19 protein-coding genes, 1 tRNA gene, 2 rRNA genes and 1 riboswitch are annotated in these 21,974 nt (G+C 39.0%); of the genes, 16 read left to right on the top strand and 6 right to left on the bottom strand.

Annotated elements, in window-relative coordinates:
• Positions 1-32: 32 nt before the first annotated feature.
• The 8 genes from HWV59_RS25080 to HWV59_RS25115 all read left to right on the top strand — a co-directional run bounded on the left by HWV59_RS25080 (position 33) and on the right by HWV59_RS25115 (position 4,422).
• Positions 33-260, top strand: coding sequence for a sulfurtransferase TusA family protein (locus HWV59_RS25080; protein WP_102228768.1), 228 nt, complete (start codon positions 33-35; stop codon positions 258-260).
• A 51-nt stretch (positions 261-311) separates the two neighbouring features.
• Complete coding sequence (locus tag HWV59_RS25085) at positions 312-791, top strand: DsrE/DsrF/DrsH-like family protein (protein ID WP_175640674.1); 480 nt, start codon at positions 312-314, stop codon at positions 789-791.
• A gap of 44 nt (positions 792-835) precedes the next feature.
• Positions 836-1,198, top strand: a complete 363-nt coding sequence (locus HWV59_RS25090) for a rhodanese-like domain-containing protein (protein ID WP_175640675.1) — start codon at positions 836-838, stop codon at positions 1,196-1,198.
• A 15-nt stretch (positions 1,199-1,213) separates the two neighbouring features.
• Entirely contained in the window at positions 1,214-1,510 is a 297-nt protein-coding gene (locus HWV59_RS25095) for a rhodanese-like domain-containing protein (protein WP_102228771.1), read from the top strand.
• Between the two features lie 49 nt (positions 1,511-1,559).
• Positions 1,560-2,135 (top strand): sulfurtransferase TusA family protein, encoded by a 576-nt coding sequence (locus tag HWV59_RS25100; protein ID WP_102228772.1) that lies wholly within the window; start codon positions 1,560-1,562, stop codon positions 2,133-2,135.
• 83 nt (positions 2,136-2,218) lie between these two features.
• Complete coding sequence (locus tag HWV59_RS25105) at positions 2,219-3,331, top strand: MBL fold metallo-hydrolase (protein ID WP_175640755.1); 1,113 nt, start codon at positions 2,219-2,221, stop codon at positions 3,329-3,331.
• A gap of 33 nt (positions 3,332-3,364) precedes the next feature.
• Entirely contained in the window at positions 3,365-3,592 is a 228-nt protein-coding gene (locus tag HWV59_RS25110; protein WP_102228773.1) for a sulfurtransferase TusA family protein, read from the top strand.
• Positions 3,593-3,645: 53 nt separating this feature from the next.
• Entirely contained in the window at positions 3,646-4,422 is a 777-nt protein-coding gene (locus tag HWV59_RS25115) for a sulfite exporter TauE/SafE family protein (protein WP_175640676.1), read from the top strand.
• A 449-nt stretch (positions 4,423-4,871) separates the two neighbouring features.
• Here HWV59_RS25115 and HWV59_RS25120 read toward each other — a convergent pair.
• Positions 4,872-4,944, bottom strand: a tRNA-Ala gene (locus HWV59_RS25120).
• Positions 4,945-5,044: 100 nt separating this feature from the next.
• Positions 5,045-5,410, bottom strand: coding sequence for a DUF2188 domain-containing protein (locus HWV59_RS25125; RefSeq protein ID WP_102228848.1), 366 nt, complete (start codon positions 5,408-5,410; stop codon positions 5,045-5,047).
• 172 nt (positions 5,411-5,582) lie between these two features.
• Here HWV59_RS25125 and HWV59_RS25130 point away from each other — a divergent pair, with 172 nt between their 5' ends.
• From HWV59_RS25130 to HWV59_RS25140, 3 genes are read left to right on the top strand one after another with little or no spacing between them, the layout of a single operon-like run.
• On the top strand, positions 5,583-7,310 hold the full coding sequence (locus HWV59_RS25130) for an ABC transporter ATP-binding protein (RefSeq protein WP_175640677.1): 1,728 nt from the start codon (positions 5,583-5,585) through the stop codon (positions 7,308-7,310).
• Positions 7,307-9,157: an ABC transporter ATP-binding protein gene (locus tag HWV59_RS25135; RefSeq protein WP_175640678.1), complete on the top strand. Its 1,851-nt coding sequence runs from the start codon at positions 7,307-7,309 to the stop codon at positions 9,155-9,157. The genes HWV59_RS25130 and HWV59_RS25135 overlap by 4 nt, the downstream gene beginning before the upstream one ends.
• A 55-nt stretch (positions 9,158-9,212) precedes the next feature.
• Positions 9,213-10,091, top strand: a complete 879-nt coding sequence (locus HWV59_RS25140) for an SMP-30/gluconolactonase/LRE family protein (RefSeq protein ID WP_175640679.1) — start codon at positions 9,213-9,215, stop codon at positions 10,089-10,091.
• A 42-nt stretch (positions 10,092-10,133) separates the two neighbouring features.
• Here HWV59_RS25140 and HWV59_RS25145 read toward each other — a convergent pair whose 3' ends face one another.
• Entirely contained in the window at positions 10,134-11,519 is a 1,386-nt protein-coding gene (locus tag HWV59_RS25145) for a protoporphyrinogen oxidase (RefSeq protein WP_102228778.1), read from the bottom strand.
• A gap of 226 nt (positions 11,520-11,745) precedes the next feature.
• Here HWV59_RS25145 and HWV59_RS25150 point away from each other — a divergent pair, with 226 nt between their 5' ends.
• Positions 11,746-12,447 carry a hypothetical protein gene (locus tag HWV59_RS25150; protein ID WP_175640680.1) on the top strand — a complete coding sequence of 234 codons (702 nt, stop codon included), beginning with the start codon at positions 11,746-11,748 and terminating at the stop codon, positions 12,445-12,447.
• A gap of 158 nt (positions 12,448-12,605) precedes the next feature.
• Positions 12,606-13,520: a DMT family transporter gene (locus tag HWV59_RS25155; protein WP_175640681.1), complete on the top strand. Its 915-nt coding sequence runs from the start codon at positions 12,606-12,608 to the stop codon at positions 13,518-13,520.
• A gap of 10 nt (positions 13,521-13,530) precedes the next feature.
• Here HWV59_RS25155 and HWV59_RS25160 read toward each other — a convergent pair whose 3' ends face one another.
• From HWV59_RS25160 to thiT, 3 genes are all read right to left on the bottom strand, one after another.
• On the bottom strand, positions 13,531-14,649 hold the full coding sequence (locus tag HWV59_RS25160; protein ID WP_175640682.1) for a hypothetical protein: 1,119 nt from the start codon (positions 14,647-14,649) through the stop codon (positions 13,531-13,533).
• A gap of 118 nt (positions 14,650-14,767) precedes the next feature.
• Positions 14,768-14,950 carry a hypothetical protein gene (locus HWV59_RS25165; protein ID WP_102228782.1) on the bottom strand — a complete coding sequence of 61 codons (183 nt, stop codon included), beginning with the start codon at positions 14,948-14,950 and terminating at the stop codon, positions 14,768-14,770.
• 245 nt (positions 14,951-15,195) lie between these two features.
• The gene (gene thiT / locus HWV59_RS25170; protein WP_235991895.1) at positions 15,196-15,765 is read right to left on the bottom strand and encodes an energy-coupled thiamine transporter ThiT; all 570 of its coding nucleotides are present in this window, start codon (positions 15,763-15,765) and stop codon (positions 15,196-15,198) included.
• 109 nt (positions 15,766-15,874) lie between these two features.
• Positions 15,875-15,980, bottom strand: a riboswitch (TPP riboswitch).
• 148 nt (positions 15,981-16,128) lie between these two features.
• On the opposite strand from thiT, the gene HWV59_RS25175 reads away from it, so the two are divergent.
• The 3 genes from HWV59_RS25175 to HWV59_RS25185 all read left to right on the top strand — a co-directional run bounded on the left by HWV59_RS25175 (position 16,129) and on the right by HWV59_RS25185 (position 21,783).
• Positions 16,129-16,515 carry a hypothetical protein gene (locus tag HWV59_RS25175; RefSeq protein WP_175640683.1) on the top strand — a complete coding sequence of 129 codons (387 nt, stop codon included), beginning with the start codon at positions 16,129-16,131 and terminating at the stop codon, positions 16,513-16,515.
• Between the two features lie 614 nt (positions 16,516-17,129).
• Positions 17,130-18,680, top strand: a 16S ribosomal RNA gene (locus HWV59_RS25180).
• Between the two features lie 174 nt (positions 18,681-18,854).
• Positions 18,855-21,783 (top strand): 23S ribosomal RNA (locus HWV59_RS25185).
• The 16S and 23S rRNA genes sit together here, the layout of an rRNA operon.
• The last annotated feature ends 191 nt before the right edge of the window (positions 21,784-21,974 follow it).

The raw sequence follows: 21,974 nt of genomic DNA on the forward strand, positions 1-21,974 counted from the left end.
TAATGGTAATAAAAAATTAGGAGGAATAATCAATGAATATAGATAAAGTATTAGATGCGAAAGGTTTAGCATGTCCAATGCCAATTGTAAAAACAAAAAAGGCAATGAATGAGTTAGATTCTGGTCAAGTTTTAGAGATTCATGTAACAGATAAAGGTGCTAAAAATGATTTAACTGCATGGGCTAAATCAGGAGGGCATGAGTTTTTAAAGCATGAGGAAGAAGATCAAGTATTAAAATTTTGGATTAAAAAAGGATAAAAAAATTTTATATAATTAGATACCCATAGGGGTAGAAGAGGAGGAACTACTGTGACAGAAAAGAAAAAGACAACGATTGTATTATTCAGTGGTGATTATGACAAGGCGATGGCAGCTTATATTATCGCGAACGGTGCAGCTGCCTATGATCATGAAGTAACAATTTTTCATACATTTTGGGGATTAAATGCTTTACGTAAAGATGAAAATATACAAGTGAAGAAAGGTTTTATGGAAAAGATGTTTGGCAAGATGATGCCTAGAGGCGCAGAAAAAATGGGATTATCCAAAATGAACTTTGCAGGATTCGGTCCAAAAATGATCAAAGATGTTATGAAGAAGCACAATGCAATGCCTCTTTCAAATTTAATTGAAATGGCACAAGAACAAGATGTGAAACTAGTAGCTTGTACGATGACAATGGATTTATTAGGTCTTCAACAAGAAGAATTATTAGACAACATTGAGTATGCAGGTGTTGCAGCATACCTTGCAGATGCTGAAGATGGAAACGTGAATTTATTCATTTAAGTCAGTAGGGGGATACTCCCCTAAATATGTAGGGAGGAAATACAATGGAATACATGAACTATATCGTCATCGCTCTTTTCGTATTTTTAATCCTGAACAGGATCATCCCTGCTAAAGGAGTGAAACATATCTCAACAACTGAACTGAAGAATGAATTAAAAGATAAAAATAAGCAGTTTGTTGATGTTAGAACCCCAGGTGAATTTAAAGGGTATCGTATTAAAGAATTTAAAAATATTCCACTTCATGAACTTGGTCAGAAAGCTGAGAAGGAATTATCAAAAGACAAAGAAGTCATTGTGATTTGTCAAAGTGGTATGCGAAGTCAAAAGGCTAGTAAAACGTTGAAAAAATTAGGATTCACCAATGTAACAAATGTAAAGGGCGGTATGAGCGCCTGGAGATAAAAGGAGGATATTAAAGTGAAAAAATTTACGGCAAAAGAAGTAGAAAACATGTTAACTCAAGGTCAAAGTGTAAACATCATTGATGTGAGAGAAGTAGAAGAAGTGGAGGCTGGAAAAATCCCGGGTGCCATTCACATTCCATTGGGATTATTAGAATTTCGTATGAATGAACTAGATAAATCAAAAGAATATATCATGGTATGTCGTTCTGGTGCAAGAAGTGGTCGTGCTTATCAATTTCTTGAAAGTCATGGGTACAATGTAATCAATATGACTGGTGGAATGCTTGCTTGGGAAGGCGAAACAAACTAATTTTTTTAATGAATAATATACCCTATTGGGTACCTAGGAGGAGTTATATATGAACATAATAAAAACAGATTTATTAGTAGACGCAAAAGGTTTAGCATGTCCTATGCCAATTGTGAGAACAAAAAAATCGATGAATGAAATCGAAGCAGGGCAAGTCCTAGAGGTTCAAGCAACAGATAAAGGTTCAAAGGCTGATATTCAAGCATGGGCAAAAAGCTCTGGTCATCAATATTTGGGTACAATTGAAGAAGGAGATGTTCTTAAGCACTATCTGCGTAAATCTTCAAATGAAGAAACTGTTGAAAGAAAACACCCACATGTAACAAGCAATGAAGAACTTGAAAAAAAATTAAAAGCAAGAGAAAACATTGTTGTATTAGATGTAAGGGAATCTGCTGAATATGCTTTTAATCATATCCCAAACGCAATCTCTATTCCATTAGGTGAATTAGATGAGCGTGTAAGTGAATTAGATAAAGAGGATGAAATTTATGTTGTGTGTCGAACTGGTAGCCGAAGTGATCTCGCGTCTCAAAAATTAGCTGAAAAAGGTTTTACTAAAATAAATAATGTTGTACCTGGGATGAGTGCATGGTCAGGCATAACATCCACATTAAATAACTAAAAGAAACTTAAGCTATTATTTAATACTAAATTTTTTTAAATAAAAATATACCTATGGGGGTAATTAGGGTGGCTTTTAAAGCGATGAATTCAAAAGAAGTAACAAGAAAGGTATTTGATAAAGAAGCATTATTTATTCTTGATGTTCGTAATGAAGGAGATTTTCAAGATTGGAAAATTGAAGGAGAAAACTTTGATTATCTAAACATCCCATATTTTGAATTGCTAGATGGTGTTGAAGAAATTTTAGAAAAGTTACCTTCTGATAAAGAAGTATTAGTGGTGTGTGCGAAAGAAGGCTCTTCTATCATGGTAGCAGAAATGCTTTCAGAACAAGGTTTAGATGTTTCTTATTTAGAAGGCGGTATGAAGGCTTGGAGTGAACACTTAGAGCCAGTGAAAATTGGCGATCTAAGAGATGGTGGGGAAATTTATCAATTTGTTCGCATTGGAAAAGGTTGCTTATCATATATGGTTGTTTCAAATGGAGAAGCGGCAATTATTGATTCAACTAGAATGACTTCAACTTATCTGAACTTTGCACAAGAAATTGGTGCAACTATTACTCACGTATTTGATACTCATCTTCACGCTGATCATATTTCAGGAGGTAGAGTCATTGCTGAGAACACTGGTGCAACATATTGGTTACCACCAAAAGATGCAACAGAGGTAACATTCGATTATAGTCCACTAGAAGCTGGCAATACAGTGACAATTGGAAACACAGCTATTGATATCCATGCATTATATTCACCAGGTCATACAATTGGCTCAACATCATTTGTTGTTGACTCATCATACTTGTTATCAGGAGATATTCTCTTTATCGATTCCATTGGAAGACCTGATTTAGCAGGAATGGCTGAAGATTGGGTAGCAGATTTAAGAGAGAGTTTATATTCACGTTATCGTGAACTTTCAGAGGACTTAATTGTTTTACCAGCTCACTTTATGATCATTGATGAGTTGAATGAAGATGGAAGTGTAGCAGAAAAATTAGGAACTTTGTTTGCAGAAAATCATGGTTTAAACATTGAAGATGAGAGTGAATTTAGAAAACTTGTTACAGAAAACTTACCAGCACAACCAAATGCTTATCAAGAAATTCGTGAAACGAATATGGGGAAAATCTCTCCAGATGAAGAAAGACAACGTGAAATGGAAATTGGACCTAACCGTTGTGCGGTTCGTTAATTTATATTTAATTTTTTAGGAGGATATTAAGATATGGAATCAACAAAAGTATTAGACGCAAAAGGATTGGCGTGCCCAATGCCAATCGTAAAAACAAAAAAGGCAATGAATGAGTTAGCACCAGGTGAGATTCTTGAAATCCATGCAACTGATAAAGGAGCTAAAAATGATCTAGCTGCTTGGGCAAAATCTGGTGGTCATGAATTAATGAAAAACGAAGAAGCTGGAGATGTACTGAAGTTTTGGATAAAAAAGGGCTAAAAAATAAAGGGAACCTTCTGTAGGTTCCCTTTTCTAAATAGGGGGTAAGAATCATGGAAATAGGGTTTATTATTACAATCTTCTTAATAGGATTTATAGGTTCGTACATCTCAGGTATGTTAGGAATCGGCGGTTCTATTATTAAATATCCAATGTTATTGTATATTCCACCTTTATTTGGGTTAGCAGCATTTAGTGCTCATGAAGTTTCAGGTATCAGTGCTGTTCAAGTGTTTTTTGCGACAATCGGTGGTGTTTGGGCATATCGAAAAGGTGGATATTTAAATAAAACACTTATTACTTATATGGGAGCAAGTATATTAATCGGTAGTTTTATTGGTGGATATGGTTCTAAATTAATGTCTGAAGGAGGCATTAATCTTATTTATGGAATTTTAGCCTTGATTGCTGCAGTGATGATGTTTATTCCAAAAAAGGGAATTGATGATATTCCGCTAGATCAAGTAAAATTTAACAAGTGGCTTGCAGCTATACTTGCCTTAATCGTTGGTGTAGGTGCTGGGATTGTTGGTGCAGCAGGAGCATTTTTACTTGTACCAATAATGTTAGTTGTATTAAAAATTCCAACTCGTATGACAATCGCTTCATCTCTAGCGATCACGTTTATCTCTTCAATTGGAGCAACTGTAGGGAAAATAACAACTGGGCAAGTTGATTACGGGCCAGCAGCTATTATGGTTATTGCGAGTTTAATTGCATCACCATTAGGAGCAATGGCAGGGAAAAAGGTAAATACCAAGATTCTGCAGGTTATTTTAGCATTATTGATTTTTGCAACGGCAATTAAAATATGGGTTGATATCTTATGAGAATAACATAAGATCATAAATGAAAGAAAAATAACCAAATTAGTCTAGTAATATTAAGCTAATTTGGTTATTTTTCTTTTCTATTGTAATGTTTCGTTCAATTTTATTAGTCTATTTCACTTACCAGGTTTATCATGGTACTTTCATCCATAAGTCCAACAATTTTTTTAGTGATAATGCAGTTTGAATCAATAATATAACTTGTGGAAATTGTAAATGCCTGATAGTTGGTGCCTGCATTTATGGTCATGCGTTACAAGAGGCAGATACCTTAGCGGCTGTAAAATTTGAAGTCTACTTAAAACTAATGAGCGACATAGTAGTTAATTAAGTAAAAATATAACTACGTCCCCAATTCGTCCCCAACTAATCTGTACCACATATATTCCATAATTCTGTTATATATAAAAAACCTCGATTTCTCAAGGTTTTAGAGGTTCCTGTATGAATGGAGCATAGGGGGCTCGAACCCCTGACCTCTACGCTGCCAGCGTAGCGCTCTCCCAGCTGAGCTAATGCCCCGTAAAAATGAATATAGCAGTATTGTACACGCCTTCAGGCAAATTGACAAGAAAAAAATAGCGGATTTGATCATCAAATTCCGCTACTTTCTCTGAAGCTTTCAACTTACTCTTTCAATCGTCCCATCCTGTCTATGAACAACAAGTCTACCATTATTCCTTTTTACTAAATCATTCCCTTTTACCAGTGCCTCATTTTTTGTTTGAAACACCTCTGTTACTCTTCTGGAGTTTTCCTTTTTTATTGCCCATTCACCGCTGTGTGGGACTAAATGATAGGTTATGTCATCTTCGGATTTATTTTTAGTGTTCGTCACTTCTTTTGCTTTCGAAATACCAATGCTAATTGCTCTTCCTTCTTCATAGCCTTCTTCTAATAGAGCATTAGCAATTTCAATTGCCTTCCTTCTAGTTGGTTCAGTTAGATTTTTCATAGAGGCAGGATAGTCATTTTTATTCCATGGCATGTTCACCACACCTTTCTCCTTTTTAGTGAAAATCAACTATATTTGTCTATACCACTAAATAACGGTTTTAAACAAGAAAGATAGTGGTCAGTAACTAATGTTTCATTAGGTTAACTATAAAGAACTATATTATAATGTTTGTAGTACATAAATCGTGCAATGAGGTGACTGAATGGTAGAAATGATGAAATATTTAAAGCCTTATCGAAAACAGCTTTTTCTTGTTATTTTGTTTTCGTTAGTGGCCATTTTATTTGAGCTTTATTTGCCAACATTAATGGCAGAGATTGTAGACGTAGGGATAGTAAATTCTGATGTACCTTTCATCCTTCAAACCGGAGGATGGATGTTGTTTTGCTCACTTATGGCCATTGTTTTAATGGTCGGAGTAAGTTATTTTGCTTCAAAGGTATCGCTTGGATTTGGGCGTGATATGAGAAGACATTTATTTGTCCATATTGAGCATTTTTCGCTTGAGGAATATGAAAAGTTTGGATCTGCATCACTTATTACGAGGACAACAAATGATGTAAAAGTTGTTCAGGATGTGATCAATATGATGCAGAGAATGATGACAAGGGCGCCGTTGATGTTAGTTGGTGGTGTGATTTTGGCAGTGTCTCGTGACAGTACATTATCACTTGTCTTTTTGGTTGCTTTGCCTATTTTGGCACTTGTTATTTTTATTGTTGCCAGAAAGGCAGTTCCATTATTTTCGGCATTGCAAAAGAAAACAGACCGACTAACGCTTATTTTAAGGGAAGCGCTAACAGGAGTGCGTGTTGTTCGGGCTTTTAACCGTGTTGACCATGAAAGAACACGATTTAATCATGCGAATGAGGATTTTCGTGATACAGGGATTAAAGTTGGTAAGCTGATGGCGTTCATGTTCCCGATTATGATGATCATCATGAACTTTACGAATATTGCCATCGTTTGGTTTGGTGCAATTCGGATTGATCAGGGAGAAATGCAGGTAGGGAATCTACTCGCGTTTATTCAATATGCAGCCATGATTTTAATGTCACTTATCATGTTATCGATGGCATTTATTATGATTCCGCGTGCCCAAGTTTCTGCAAAACGTTTAAGTGAAGTATTGTCTACAAAACCGATGATCCTGGATCCAGTCCAGGAAACGTTGCCTGAGCAAAATCAAGGGATGATTGAATTTAAAGATGTGACGTTTCGGTATGAAGGAGCAGAAAAGCCTGTTCTCAAAAACATTTCATTTACTGCTATGCCTGGAGAGACAACTGCCATTATAGGGAGCACCGGGTCAGGAAAAACGACCGTTCTTCAATTAATTCCACGTTTTTATGATGTGGAAAGTGGAGAGATTTTACTAGATGGTCAGGATATTCGAAACATGAAGCAAAGTAGTCTTCGAAGCAAAATCGGTTATGTTCCGCAGAAAGCAACATTGTTTAGTGGAACAATACTGGAAAATATTGCTTTTGGAAAAGAAGATGCAACAGAAGAGGACATATATGCAGCATTAAAAACTGCACAAGCACTTGATTTTGTAGAAAAGAGAGAAAAAGGAATACATAGCAATCTTGAACAAGCAGGTGTAAACCTGTCTGGTGGACAAAAGCAAAGATTATCAATTGCTCGTTCGCTCGTCAGAAAACCTCAGATTTATTTGTTTGATGATAGCTTCTCGGCCCTAGATTATAAAACAGATCGCATCCTAAGGCAGGCTTTAAAGACTGAAACAGATGAAGCGACTTTGATTATTGTTGCTCAGCGTGTGAATACGGTAAAAGATGCTGAAAAAATTATTGTGTTAAATGAGGGAGAAGTTGCTGGTATTGGTACTCATGCAGATCTGTTGGAAACCAATAAAATCTATCAGGAAATTGTTACTTCTCAACAGAATGGGGAGGTGAGTGCATGAGCGAGAAAAACCACCGTGGAGGACATCCGATGAGAGGTGGAAGACCTCATGGACCTGGTATGATGGCTGTTGAGAAGCCGAAGGACTTTAAGAAAACCTTTAAAAGATTACTAGGTTACTTAAAGCCTTGGAAAAATCGGATGATCCTTGTCACAATTGCAGCCATTTTTTCAACATTGTTTAATGTTATTAGTCCAAAGCTGTTAGGTGATGCAACTTCATCTATATTTGAAAGCTTTAGCTCAGGAACATCAGTTGATTTTAACTTTATAGCCAGAATATTGTTGCTGCTTATTTGCTTATACATCTTTTCATCTTTATTTTCCTATTTACAGCAATACATTATGGCGTCGATTTCACAAAGAACGGTTGCTCAATTGAGGAAGGAAGTAAATGAGAAATTATCCCGCCTACCTCTGAAGTACTTTGATCAACATTCACATGGTGATTTATTAAGTAGAGCTGTGAATGATATTGATAATATTAATAACTCGTTGCAGCAAGCTCTAACTCAAGTGATTAACTCTGTTATATCCATACTGGGAATTATCATCATGATGCTTGTCATTAGTCCGTTGTTAACATTAGTCGTTTTAGTTACGATTCCTTTGAGTTTATCAGTGGCAGGTTTTATAACGAAATTTTCCCAAAAGCATTTTGTTAAACAGCAAGAGGAGCTTGGAAATATAAATGGTCATATTGAAGAAATGTTCACCGGTCATCAAGTGATTAAAGCATTTGGTCGTGAAGAGAAGTCGATTGAAACCTTTGATAAGATTAATAATCAACTTTACGATTCAAGCTGGAGAGCGCAATTTATTTCTGGTCTCATGATGCCGTTAATGGGGTTTGTCGGGAATTTGGGATTTATTATTGTTGCGATTTCAGGTGGATTACTCGTTTTAAATGGAAGCATCCGTGTTGGAGATGTTCAAGCATTTATACAATACACTCAACAAATTTCACATCCCCTGGCACAGGTAGCAGGTATTGCAAATATGATACAGGTTGCGATTGCCTCTGCTGAACGAGTGTTTATTTTATTAGATGAAGAAGAGGAAAAGGAAGAGAAAGATTCTTCTATTCAAGTATCTTCACTTCGAGGATGTATAGAGTTAGACCATATTCAATTTGGTTATGATAAAAATCATCCAGTTATTCATGATGTAAGCCTGGAGGTAAAAGAAGGCCAAACGGTTGCGATTGTTGGACCAACGGGTGCAGGGAAAACAACAATTGTGAATTTATTGATGAGGTTTTATGAATTAGATAAGGGTGCAATAAAGGTTGATGGTGTAAGCTTAGCAGATTTGAGCAGGGAACAGGTTCGCAGTATGTTTGCCATGGTTTTGCAGGATACGTGGCTTTTTAACGGAACCATACGCGAAAATATTGCCTACGGGAATGAAGGGGCAACGAATCAGGAAGTAGAAGAAGCAGCAAAAAATGCCTATGCAGATGATTTCATTCGTACCCTTCCTGACGGCTATGACACACTGCTTGGTGAGGATGCAACAAATTTATCGCAGGGACAACGTCAGTTGCTTACAATTGCCAGAGCGATCATTGCGAAACCGAAAATTCTTATCCTTGATGAAGCAACAAGCAGTGTTGATACAAGAACAGAAATGAACATCCAAAAAGCAATGAACAATCTATTACAAGGAAGAACAAGTTTTGTCATTGCCCACCGTTTATCAACGATACGAGATGCGGACCTCATTCTTGTGATGAATCAAGGTAATATCATTGAAAAAGGAACACATGATGAGCTTTTAGCTGCAGGTGGCTTCTATTCGGATTTATATGAAAGTCAATTCACCCAAGCTGAGTCAGTTTCTTTATAAGGAAGAAGGAATTCCGTCGTAATGAGGGAATATTGATAGACAGGGAGGGAGAAATATGGCGTATCAAGCAGAAGTAGTTGTAGATGAAAAGGCAATCTTAGGGGAAGGTCCTCATTGGGACGGGCATGTTCTTTATTGGGTCGATATTATAAATAAAAAGCTGCATCGATATGATCCTGAACAAGATATAAATGAAACTTTTCAGTTAGACCAATATATCGGTGCAGTCATACCGGCAGAAAATGGCCAATTGGTAGTAGGTCTTCAAAACGGCATCCATCTCTTTGATTTACAAACGAAAGGGTTAACGTTAATTAATGATCCGGAAAGGGATTTACCACAAAATCGGTTTAATGATGGAAAATGTGATCGTTCAGGACGTTTGTATATCGGGACAATGGATGTTCATGCTGCAAAAGGGAAAGGCTCGTTATATCGTTTAGATCTGAAAGGTCATTTGAAAAAAATCATTTCACCTGTCACCATTTCGAATGGTCTGGCATGGAGTCCTGATGAAAAGTATATGTACTATATCGATACTCCTACAGGAGAAGTTTCAACCTTTCATTATGATAAACAAACGGGAGATGTTACCTTCAAAGAAACAGCTGTACGTATCCCAAAAGACACGGGGGCTCCTGATGGAATGACCATTGATCAAGAAGGAATGATATGGGTCGCACATTATGGAGGCTCCAGAGTAACAAGATGGAATCCCCATAATGGAAAACAGTTGGATGAAGTTCATGTTCCGGCCCCGAATGTAACATCATGTACATTCGGCGGAAAGGATTTAGATGAATTATATATTACAACAGCAAGGCAAGGATTATCTGAAGAAAATTTAGCCAATGCTCCTCATTCCGGTGGTCTGTTTAAAGTGAAAACGAAGGAGAAAGGATTTGTAGGGCAAGCCTATCGAGGAGAAATATAAAAAGTAAGCAGTGTATTCCATAAAGGGTACACTGCTTTTTTCTTAGATCTGTTTGATTATTTTTTCTGCAGTTTGTTTTCCGTTTTTTATACATGCACCAATGCCTACTCCGAAATAAGAGGCGCCGGCAATATATAGGTTAGGGAATTGCTCAGTTAATTTTTCACTAAGAGATGTAACCGCAAGATTATGTTCAAGGTGATAATTTGGCATTAAATTGTTCCAGTTTGTCACTTCAACAGTGATCGGTTGAGCGGTAATTCCAAGGCTTTTTTCGATATCTGTTAACGCTGTTTGAATCATTTCTTTCTCGCTCATGTTCTTTAATGTTTCATAGAAAGGATTAGAGCTTTTATAAAACAGGCGAACGAGAAGTTTTCTCTTAGAGGATGTATGTGTCCATTTCCTGCTCGTCCATGTACAGGCATCACAATGAAGATCACTATTTTCTGTAACAATAAAACCTGTACCATTGGCAGGGAGTTTATGATCTGGAATATCGAAGCCAAGATAAACACTTGTTAGTGATGAGTTTTTTAGTTTATCAAATTCATGATCTAGCTGCTTATTGTTTAAAACCTTTTGTGCTGCATCATGAGGAGTTGCTAAAATAACATAATCCGCTGAAATTGTTTCTTGATTATTGAATGTAACTTCATATTTGCTTTGGACCTGCTTAATGCTAGTTGACTTCATGCCTGTTAGGATTTTCACATCTTCTAATTGCTCTTCAAGTCGATGAATAATAGTAGAAAGTCCACCTTTAAAGGAAATGAATTTTTTGTTACTGGATGACTGGAATTTTGCTTTGTTTTTAGACATTCCACGAATAATACTTCCGTACTGATTTTTATATTCCAGTAGATATGGAAGAGTGGAGGCCATTGTAAGCTTATCCAGTTTACCGGAATAAACCCCGGAAAGAACCGGCGATATTTGATTTTCTACTATTTCTTTTCCTAAAAAAGCCTCTAGAAATTCTCCAACAGAATCCTCATTAGTGAAGCGATTATTCTTTGTTACGAAGTCTTTTAATGCTATTAATTTTCCTTTTGGAGAAATTAAGGTACTGCTAAATAATGATTTTATGCTAGTAGGAATCCCGAAAACGGAATCTGCAGGAATTGGCTTTAGTTCATTTTTTGTATAAATATAGGAAATACCTGTTTCATTGTAAACAAGTTCATCTTCTAATCGTAACTCTTTAATAAGCGGCATAACGCCTTCGTTTCGTGCAACAATCGAATCGGCGCCAGTTTCCATGATAAATTCATCGTTTTGTAGGGACAGAATTTTTCCGCCTAATTGCTTGCCTTGCTCAACAAGAATGAGTTGTAAATCCAAGTTTTGGTCTTTTTTATATTTTTGCAAATAATACATGGCAGTAAGACCGGTAATTCCGCCACCTATAACAAGGGCTGTTTTCACTATTTTCACTCCTAACTACAAGGTCAACAACCGTCTAAAAAACTTAAACATGTTATCTATTTCACATTATATATGTTATGCCCAACAGATACATAAAGTTTTTATCGTAATGTTGAAAAAAAGAAACATAATTTTAACAATTATTTCAAGAATTTTGGGGAGTATAAATGGTGAAGTTCACAGTTGGAAAAAACTAGTGAAGAAAATTGCAGGAGGTAGAATAAAAGTGAAGAGAAAATTTGGTATATATGTGTCCATTGTTGTTCTGACATTAGCATTTATAGGAGCGAACCAAGTATTCGCTGAAAAAGGTCCTGAAGAAGAACCAACATTGATGGAAATGGGACTTGATAAGGAAGAGTTTCATCATAAAAGACATAAAATGAATCCAGAGATCATTAAAAAGCGTGCTGAAGAATTAGGCATTGAAACAGAAGGAAAAGAAACAGAGGTGTTAGCTCGGGAAATTCACGAAGCGAAAATTTTAGAAAAAGCGAAAGAGCTAGGAATTAAAACCGAGGGAAAAAAGATTGAGGAAATCGCAAAGGAAATTAGAGAAACACTTATTATGAAAAAGGCAAAAGAACTCAAGATTGATACAACAGGCAAGTCACTGGATGATTTAAGTAAAGAGATATTTGAAGTCAGTGTTATCAATGCTGCAAAGGAATTAGGAATTAAAACCGATGGCAAGGATATAAAAGAAATAGCTCGTGAAGTCATCGATAAAAAGACGATGCAAACGGCGGAAAAGCTGGGAATTGATGTGAAAAATAAATCAACTCAGGAAATCCTGGAGGATATTTTTACAAACTACAAAGATGAAGCTATAAAACAAAAGCTGTTTCCTTTTGATGACGATATTCGGGAATTACGCTTTATGGGACATAAAGAGGGGCATCATAAAGGAAAACACTCACATGAATAGGGGAAAGAGGATGACTGAATGTATTCAGTCATCCTCTTCTACATATATAAGATTCACCGTGCTCTACAATCTTTCATAAAAATTATATGCTAAAAACGATAACTTTCGTGTTAAAATGTTGAAGGCTTTTTGATTTGTGAAAGATTGGAGGAAAACAAATGGGTACATCACCTCGATTTCTACCATTTGCTGCTCTTATTGTGGGTGTTATTGCGGTATCTACTTCAGCTATATTTGTAAAGTTAGCAACTGCTCCAGCTCCTGTCATTGCTTTCTATAGGCTCTTTTTTTCAACAGTGCTAATTGCCCCGATTTTCTTTCTGAAACATTTCTCTGAAATGAAAAATCTATCAAAAAAGGATTGGACCTATTCAACGATAGCAGGAGTATTTTTAGCTTTTCACTTTATCTTATGGTTTGAATCGTTAAATTACACATCTGTTGCAAGCTCTGTTGTTTTGGTGACACTCCAGCCTTTGTTTGCCTTTATCGGTACTTTTCTGTTTTTTAAAGAAAAAGTGTCAATCGTGGCGATTATCAGCGGATTGATAGCAATAACCGGAAGTGTGATTATTAGCTGGGGAGATTTTAAAGTTAGCGGTATAGCATTACTAGGTGATTTATTAGCATTAGCCGCATGTGCGATGATTACAGCATATCTTTTATTTGGGCAAGGAATTCGAAAGCGGCATTCTTTAACATTGTACACATTTATTGTGTATGGGATAAGCTCCATTACCTTATTAGGGTATTGCCTTTTGTTGCAATATCCACTAGCACCATACCCGCAGGAGGACTGGATTTATTTTCTGTTATTAGCCATCATTCCGACGTTGCTTGGTCATTCGCTATTTAATTGGTCATTAAAGTGGGTAAGTACGAATACAATTTCAATTATGATTCTCTTTGAACCGGTTGGATCCATTATTCTCGCTTATTACCTATTGGGAGAAAAAATGATTCTTTCGCAAATGATCGGCGGTACGGTCATTTTGCTTGGCATCATTTTCTATGTATTTGAGAGAAAGCTATTAAACGTATTACAAAAAGAAATAAAGCCTACCAATTCTTAAGTTGGGGGCTTTATTTTGTATATGTCTGTTTTGCATCTTTAACATACACTTCCTGTAACTCTTCAATTGTCATTCCGGTTGCATTCGAAAACCCCTTATCGAAATCATTTTCTTTAGCTGTTTCAATAATAATCGTTTTAATCATCGATTCTCCAAATTGATCAACAAGATACTTAATGCCATAATAACTTTGTAAATAAACATCATAATCTTCTAAACGATACTTCTCCCAATCCTGGTGGCTATCAAGTTTTTTAAATTCTACTTCTCGAAAAGGATAATATCTATGGGCTACATTGTGCATCCCTATGTATTCCGCAATACCTTCATGAAACCATAAAGGAATTCTATATACATAAAGCCCTTGTTGTTTAATAAATGCCTGCAAGCGATAATGTGTATATTCATGTAAAAGTGTACTTTGAAAATAAAAGGATTCAGGCATTTCGGCAAGTAGGATGTTTGATAAGTCTGTAATCGCTATGCCTATTATGTTATTTGGATCATCAAAATATCCCATTGTTTCAATTAGTGAAGTTTTTTCATATAATTCTTCTGTAGAAGAATGAAGAATTAAATCGATTTGATTATCTTTTACCTCCCCGAACATCACGGTTGTAAGTTCATCCGCTTTATCAATGGATTCCTCAATGATCGGGAGTAACCCGACTTCTTGTGATTCATAGTAAACCTCTACATGACCATAGGTGGTCGTTAATTTATTTTTCTTCATCTCTTTATAGTCAGCTATGGTTACTGTTTTTTTCTGAAACGGAATTATATACAATTGGTATTTTTCTTCAATTGTCAGGTTTTCTCCAAGCTCTGTTGCAATCATATGATTGATGGATAAAAAGTAAATCGATAAAAAAGACGTGCAAATGGTTAGTAAAATAAATGAAAGAATCCCACTTTTCCTGCTAAGAAGTGTGATATTCCTCTTAGGATTAAGAAGAAGATAAAGACAAAAACAAAAAAACAAAAATGAAACCAGTGCCATGATGATACTGTAAACGGTGGATATTTTTATGTTAAAAAATAAATGAACACATACAGAAATAACAAAGAGCACGCAAAAAATAAGCAAATAATGTATGGCATTCTTTAAAAACAGGAATTGTGTTTTCAATGTGACCTCCTACATAGGTGATCTTTTTTTATACTTATGAACAATGTCCTGAAAAAATGCCGTGTTCAAATGCAAAAAAGAGAGACCACATAAGGTGACCTCCTCTTTTTGATTAAGATTATAAGTAGAAAATTGAACATAGATATGCAAAAACAAAACCTAAAGGAAAGCTGACAATTAAGGATAACCCATGAACAGGCCCCTCTTCATTGCTTATTCGAATCGCTTCTTTATATCCATAAGCAAAATGAAATAATGATAGTAATAAAGTTAGTAGAATAATAGCAAAAGATATAGTCATCATCTGTCCTCCGTTTTTTACAATCTAGTCTTTCTATTAATACATGCTAGAAAACAAATGAATATGATAACTTTTTAAAAAAGGTAGGGAGAACTGAAAAGCTAGATAGAAGATATTAGAAGAACTTGGCTAATCGCCAAGTCCTAATGGAGAAAGCCTTAGTTTTTCTTTTACTACTGTCCATAAATTTTTATACTTCCTGATAGTATAAATAAAACCTTGGCCGATGACCAAGGTTGAATAAACTATTTTCTTTTCACTAATCGAGGAGCTGTTAATAACAATAAACTAACAACAATAGCTGAGACAATTATTGTTGGAATCATATAGGATGCATTATATCCAATTGAGTAGATTAATACAGGCGTACCTTCCGGAGCGAAAGAAGCAAAAAAGAAAACTCCTGCAATGATGTGTGCAACTGCTCTAAGTATGCCTCCTAAAATTGTGCCTAATGTAATAAATAATATGGCTGCTTTTCTATTATTATTTGTTAATGCATTTTGTACCGCTTTAAAAAATACCCCACTTGCTCCTACTAATGTAAAAGCTAAATAATAATCAAGAAACCCTTGAACAGGGTGAACAATATAAGGATTAAAAATAGCTTGTAATAAACCTAAAATGAGTCCGGTAAGTAATCCGCCTTTTAATCCCCAGCGATATGCCATAATAAATACTGGAATCATTCCAAGTGAAATGGATCCACCTTGCGGCAATTTGCCGATTACCCCAGATAATAAATCCAATAAAAATGCCAATGCACCTAGCATGGCGACTTCAATTAAAAAAACTAAACGCTGATTTCCTTGCAATCTAATTCCCTCGCTTTTTTTATTAAACCAAAGGGAACCTTTCATATCTGCGTATAAACTAAAAAAGCAATGAATGGAATGATCATAGTAGTCCCAAACATTACTTTTTATAAATGATCATCCACATCCCTACACTAGTATTAACTAACAGGTTCAAAGGGTTAGAATGATCAAAGTCATTCAATCTCAGCTAAAAGGCTCCCCCTGTGGTTTAAGGTATTATATTTTAGTCATAACTATACACCATCATTCATTAATCAACAACTAAAAGAAAGAAGAATTTGAGAGAACCTGCATTATTTTTCGTAATGAATTAATAGGCTGGTACATATAATTCACCAGAATTGTCCATGGGGTGAATGTATGAGTCTAAAAAAAATACTTAGTTTTAAACAACCTTCTATTAGAAAGCAATTGAATGTTTCAAGGAAAGAAAAACAATATGGAGGTATTATTCAACAATTACAACTAGAAGACTTCTGGCATAACTTAGAGATTCATGAAAGATCATTTATACGTAATTGTGTGAAGTGGTCATTTAGTGGACGATTTAATGGAGAAGATATAGATCACCCGGATAGTCATGCTCAAACAAAGAGAGATGATTGTCGTTTTCTAATGGGAAATGCTGCTTGGGCATTTGATTCCAAAGAATATGTATTAACTGAAAAAATACTTAATGAGGTAATTCATCGCTCAAAAAGTACTTATACTCTTCATCGAGCATATCAGAAATTAATATATATATGAGGTTTCAGAAAATAAGTCTTTAATACAAAAGTGGAAAAATTATTGTGAAGAACATATTAAGTTAGCTCCGGCATTATTTTATGAATCGGATAACAAAGAAGAACTGCCTCCAGAAATCAGATCTTTTTCTGTATTGAAAAAAATTTTACTTGATGAAAATGCCTTGGAGGAATATAAAGAGCTATCCTTTATAGAACAGCAGTATAATTACGGATACTTTTCTAATGAAGAAAAGGTTTTAAGAGATATGTGAGGGACTGGAGATTATTCTTTAGTCCTTTTTTGTTGTAAAAGCTATATTTATTAACGCTCTTCACAAAAAACAAAAAATAATTCAAAAAAGTGCTTGCGAACATAAAAATATCATGATATATTATTAAACGTCGCTGCTGCGGTAGTGATGAGCAAAAATACAAACAGTAAGAAACAACGATGAAAAATAAATATTGACAAGCTGTTTGTGAAATGTTATATTGATAAAGTCGCTTCTGATGAGAACGACAAACCAAATGATCTTTGAAAACTAAACAAAACCAAGCGTGCCAACGTTAATTTCGATTAACAAAAAACGTACTATATAGTACAAAATTTTATTATGAGCTACATCAAACACTTTATCGGAGAGTTTGATCCTGGCTCAGGACGAACGCTGGCGGCGTGCCTAATACATGCAAGTCGAGCGAATCTGAGGGAGCTTGCTCCCAACGATTAGCGGCGGACGGGTGAGTAACACGTGGGTAACCTGCCTGTAAGATTGGGATAACTCCGGGAAACCGGAGCTAATACCGGATAACATTTCGAACCGCATGGTTCGAAATTGAAAGACGGCGTCTAGCTGTCACTTACAGATGGACCCGCGGCGCATTAGCTAGTTGGTGAGGTAACGGCTCACCAAGGCAACGATGCGTAGCCGACCTGAGAGGGTGATCGGCCACACTGGGACTGAGACACGGCCCAGACTCCTACGGGAGGCAGCAGTAGGGAATCTTCCGCAATGGACGAAAGTCTGACGGAGCAACGCCGCGTGAACGATGAAGGCCTTCGGGTCGTAAAGTTCTGTTGTTAGGGAAGAACAAGTACCAGAGTAACTGCTGGTACCTTGACGGTACCTAACCAGAAAGCCACGGCTAACTACGTGCCAGCAGCCGCGGTAATACGTAGGTGGCAAGCGTTGTCCGGAATTATTGGGCGTAAAGCGCGCGCAGGCGGTTTCTTAAGTCTGATGTGAAAGCCCACGGCTCAACCGTGGAGGGTCATTGGAAACTGGGAAACTTGAGTGCAGAAGAGGAGAGTGGAATTCCACGTGTAGCGGTGAAATGCGTAGAGATGTGGAGGAACACCAGTGGCGAAGGCGACTCTCTGGTCTGTAACTGACGCTGAGGCGCGAAAGCGTGGGGAGCGAACAGGATTAGATACCCTGGTAGTCCACGCCGTAAACGATGAGTGCTAAGTGTTAGAGGGTTTCCGCCCTTTAGTGCTGCAGCAAACGCATTAAGCACTCCGCCTGGGGAGTACGGTCGCAAGACTGAAACTCAAAGGAATTGACGGGGGCCCGCACAAGCGGTGGAGCATGTGGTTTAATTCGAAGCAACGCGAAGAACCTTACCAGGTCTTGACATCCTTCGCTACTTCTAGAGATAGAAGGTTCCCCTTCGGGGGACGAAGTGACAGGTGGTGCATGGTTGTCGTCAGCTCGTGTCGTGAGATGTTGGGTTAAGTCCCGCAACGAGCGCAACCCTTGATCTTAGTTGCCAGCATTCAGTTGGGCACTCTAAGGTGACTGCCGGTGACAAACCGGAGGAAGGTGGGGATGACGTCAAATCATCATGCCCCTTATGACCTGGGCTACACACGTGCTACAATGGATGGTACAAAGGGCTGCAAGACTGCGAAGTCAAGCCAATCCCATAAAACCATTCTCAGTTCGGATTGCAGGCTGCAACTCGCCTGCATGAAGCCGGAATCGCTAGTAATCGCGGATCAGCATGCCGCGGTGAATACGTTCCCGGGCCTTGTACACACCGCCCGTCACACCACGAGAGTTTGTAACACCCGAAGTCGGTGGGGTAACCGTAAGGAGCCAGCCGCCTAAGGTGGGACAGATGATTGGGGTGAAGTCGTAACAAGGTAGCCGTATCGGAAGGTGCGGCTGGATCACCTCCTTTCTAAGGATATGAGGTACGCTTGGTATTTTGTTTAGTTTTGAGAGATCATTAGATCTTTCAATATATGTTCCTTGAAAACTAGATAACGAAAACAATTCAAGTAATTCACTGAGTTTAAACGCTTAGTTTAGTGATTCTCTTATTAATGAAGTAAATGACATCTTCGATGTCGAAGGTTAAGTTAGTAAGGGCGCACGGTGGATGCCTTGGCACTAGGAGCCGATGAAGGACGGTACTAACACCGATATGCTTCGGGGAGCTGTAAGTAAGCTTTGATCCGGAGATTTCCGAATGGGGAAACCCACTGCTCGTAATGGAGTAGTATTTTTACCTGAATACATAGGGTAATAAAGGCAGACCCGGGGAACTGAAACATCTAAGTACCCGGAGGAAGAGAAAGCAAACGCGATTTCCTGAGTAGCGGCGAGCGAAACGGAATTAGCCCAAACCAAGAGGCTTGCCTCTTGGGGTTGTAGGACACTCTATACGGAGTTACAAAGGAACGGAGTAAATGAAGAGGTCTGGAAAGGCCCGTCAAAGAAGGTAACAACCCTGTAGTTGAAACTTCGTTCCCTCCAGAGTGGATCCTGAGTACGGCGGGACACGTGAAATCCCGTCGGAAGCAGGGAGGACCATCTCCCAAGGCTAAATACTCCCTAGTGACCGATAGTGAACCAGTACCGTGAGGGAAAGGTGAAAAGCACCCCGGAAGGGGAGTGAAAGAGATCCTGAAACCGTGTGCCTACAAGTAGTCAAAGCCCGTTAATGGGTAATGGCGTGCCTTTTGTAGAATGAACCGGCGAGTTACGATCCCGTGCAAGGTTAAGTTGATAAGACGGAGCCGCAGCGAAAGCGAGTCTGAATAGGGCGAAAGAGTACGTGGTCGTAGACCCGAAACCAGGTGATCTACCCATGTCCAGGGTGAAGTTCAGGTAACACTGAATGGAGGCCCGAACCCACGCACGTTGAAAAGTGCGGGGATGAGGTGTGGGTAGCGGAGAAATTCCAATCGAACTTGGAGATAGCTGGTTCTCTCCGAAATAGCTTTAGGGCTAGCCTTGAAATGAGAGTCTTGGAGGTAGAGCACTGATTGGACTAGGGGCCCCCATCGGGTTACCGAATTCAGTCAAACTCCGAATGCCAAAGACTTATGTTCAGGAGTCAGACTGCGAGTGATAAGATCCGTAGTCAAGAGGGAAACAGCCCAGACCACCAGCTAAGGTCCCAAAGTATACGTTAAGTGGAAAAGGATGTGGAGTTGCTTAGACAACCAGGATGTTGGCTTAGAAGCAGCCACCATTTAAAGAGTGCGTAATAGCTCACTGGTCGAGTGACTCTGCGCCGAAAATGTACCGGGGCTAAACGTATCACCGAAGCTGTGGATTGTTCTTACGAACAATGGTAGGAGAGCGTTCTAAGGGCTGTGAAGCGAGACCGGAAGGACTCGTGGAGCGCTTAGAAGTGAGAATGCCGGTATGAGTAGCGAAAGAGGGGTGAGAATCCCCTCCACCGAATGCCTAAGGTTTCCTGAGGAAGGCTCGTCCGCTCAGGGTTAGTCGGGACCTAAGCCGAGGCCGAAAGGCGTAGGCGATGGCCAACAGGTTGAAATTCCTGTACCACCTCCTCACCATTTGAGCAATGGGGGGACGCAGAAGGATAGGGTAAGCGCGCTGTTGGATTAGCGCGTCCAAGCAGTTAGGCTGACAACGAGGCAAATCCCGTTGTCACATAAGCTGAGCTGTGATGGCGAGGGAACTATAGTACCGAAGTTCCTGATTCCACACTGCCAAGAAAAGCCTCTAGCGAGGTGAGAGGTGCCCGTACCGCAAACCGACACAGGTAGGCGAGGAGAGAATCCTAAGGTGAGCGAGAGAACTCTCGTTAAGGAACTCGGCAAAATGACCCCGTAACTTCGGGAGAAGGGGTGCTTTTTAGGGTGAATAGCCCGGAAAAGCCGCAGTGAATAGGCCCAGGCGACTGTTTAGCAAAAACACAGGTCTCTGCGAAGCCGCAAGGCGAAGTATAGGGGCTGACGCCTGCCCGGTGCTGGAAGGTTAAGGGGAGAGGTTAGCGCAAGCGAAGCTTTGAACCGAAGCCCCAGTAAACGGCGGCCGTAACTATAACGGTCCTAAGGTAGCGAAATTCCTTGTCGGGTAAGTTCCGACCCGCACGAAAGGCGTAACGATCTGGGCACTGTCTCAACGAGAGACTCGGTGAAATTATAGTACCTGTGAAGATGCAGGTTACCCGCGACAGGACGGAAAGACCCCGTGGAGCTTTACTGTAGCCTGATATTGAATTTTGGTACAGCTTGTACAGGATAGGTAGGAGCCTGAGAAGCCGGAGCGCTAGCTTCGGTGGAGGCGTCGGTGGGATACTACCCTGGCTGTATTGAAATTCTAACCCACAGCCCTGATCGGGCTGGGAGACAGTGTCAGGTGGGCAGTTTGACTGGGGCGGTCGCCTCCTAAAATGTAACGGAGGCGCCCAAAGGTTCCCTCAGAATGGTTGGAAATCATTCGTAGAGTGTAAAGGCACAAGGGAGCTTGACTGCGAGACCTACAAGTCGAGCAGGGACGAAAGTCGGGCTTAGTGATCCGGTGGTTCCGCATGGAAGGGCCATCGCTCAACGGATAAAAGCTACCCCGGGGATAACAGGCTTATCTCCCCCAAGAGTCCACATCGACGGGGAGGTTTGGCACCTCGATGTCGGCTCATCGCATCCTGGGGCTGTAGTCGGTCCCAAGGGTTGGGCTGTTCGCCCATTAAAGCGGTACGCGAGCTGGGTTCAGAACGTCGTGAGACAGTTCGGTCCCTATCCGTCGTGGGCGTAGGAAATTTGAGAGGAGCTGTCCTTAGTACGAGAGGACCGGGATGGACGCACCGCTGGTGTACCAGTTGTCTTGCCAAAGGCATAGCTGGGTAGCTATGTGCGGAAGGGATAAGTGCTGAAAGCATCTAAGCATGAAGCCCCCCTCAAGATGAGATTTCCCATCACATTAGTGAGTAAGATCCCTGAAAGATGATCAGGTTGATAGGTCAGAGGTGGAAGCGCGGTGACGTGTGGAGCTGACTGATACTAATCGATCGAGGACTTAACCTATTAGAAAAGCGGAAGAAGCTTAGCTTTTATCCATAGGGCATTGGAGCGATCGAGCAGAAGTCGTTCTTTGACTTCGTACGAGAGAGTGAAATGACCGTAGGATTTGGCTTCTGTAGCTGGACAAAGTAAGAGCATAAACTCAGTTAGTGAATTGAATTGTGAATCGTTATCTAGTTTTGAAGGAATATAAA

The organism is Metabacillus schmidteae (genome assembly GCF_903166545.1).
Taxonomy (GTDB): Bacteria; Bacillota; Bacilli; order Bacillales; family Bacillaceae; genus Metabacillus; species Metabacillus schmidteae.

What these genes read in the sequence shown, in the direction of transcription:
- HWV59_RS25140 (WP_175640679.1), top strand. Translation starts at nt 9,213, where the DNA reads ATGGCGTATCAAGCAGAAGTAGTTGTAGATGAAAAGGCAATCTTAGGG.
- HWV59_RS25175 (WP_175640683.1), top strand. Translation starts at nt 16,129, where the DNA reads ATGAGTCTAAAAAAAATACTTAGTTTTAAACAACCTTCTATTAGAAAG.
- HWV59_RS25110 (WP_102228773.1), top strand. Translation starts at nt 3,365, where the DNA reads ATGGAATCAACAAAAGTATTAGACGCAAAAGGATTGGCGTGCCCAATG.
- HWV59_RS25165 (WP_102228782.1), bottom strand. Translation starts at nt 14,950, where the DNA reads ATGACTATATCTTTTGCTATTATTCTACTAACTTTATTACTATCATTA.
- HWV59_RS25105 (WP_175640755.1), top strand. Translation starts at nt 2,219, where the DNA reads ATGAATTCAAAAGAAGTAACAAGAAAGGTATTTGATAAAGAAGCATTA.
- HWV59_RS25090 (WP_175640675.1), top strand. Translation starts at nt 836, where the DNA reads ATGGAATACATGAACTATATCGTCATCGCTCTTTTCGTATTTTTAATC.
- HWV59_RS25130 (WP_175640677.1), top strand. Translation starts at nt 5,583, where the DNA reads ATGGTAGAAATGATGAAATATTTAAAGCCTTATCGAAAACAGCTTTTT.
- HWV59_RS25100 (WP_102228772.1), top strand. Translation starts at nt 1,560, where the DNA reads ATGAACATAATAAAAACAGATTTATTAGTAGACGCAAAAGGTTTAGCA.
- HWV59_RS25155 (WP_175640681.1), top strand. Translation starts at nt 12,606, where the DNA reads ATGGGTACATCACCTCGATTTCTACCATTTGCTGCTCTTATTGTGGGT.
- HWV59_RS25080 (WP_102228768.1), top strand. Translation starts at nt 33, where the DNA reads ATGAATATAGATAAAGTATTAGATGCGAAAGGTTTAGCATGTCCAATG.
- HWV59_RS25125 (WP_102228848.1), bottom strand. Translation starts at nt 5,410, where the DNA reads ATGCCATGGAATAAAAATGACTATCCTGCCTCTATGAAAAATCTAACT.
- HWV59_RS25135 (WP_175640678.1), top strand. Translation starts at nt 7,307, where the DNA reads ATGAGCGAGAAAAACCACCGTGGAGGACATCCGATGAGAGGTGGAAGA.
- HWV59_RS25115 (WP_175640676.1), top strand. Translation starts at nt 3,646, where the DNA reads ATGGAAATAGGGTTTATTATTACAATCTTCTTAATAGGATTTATAGGT.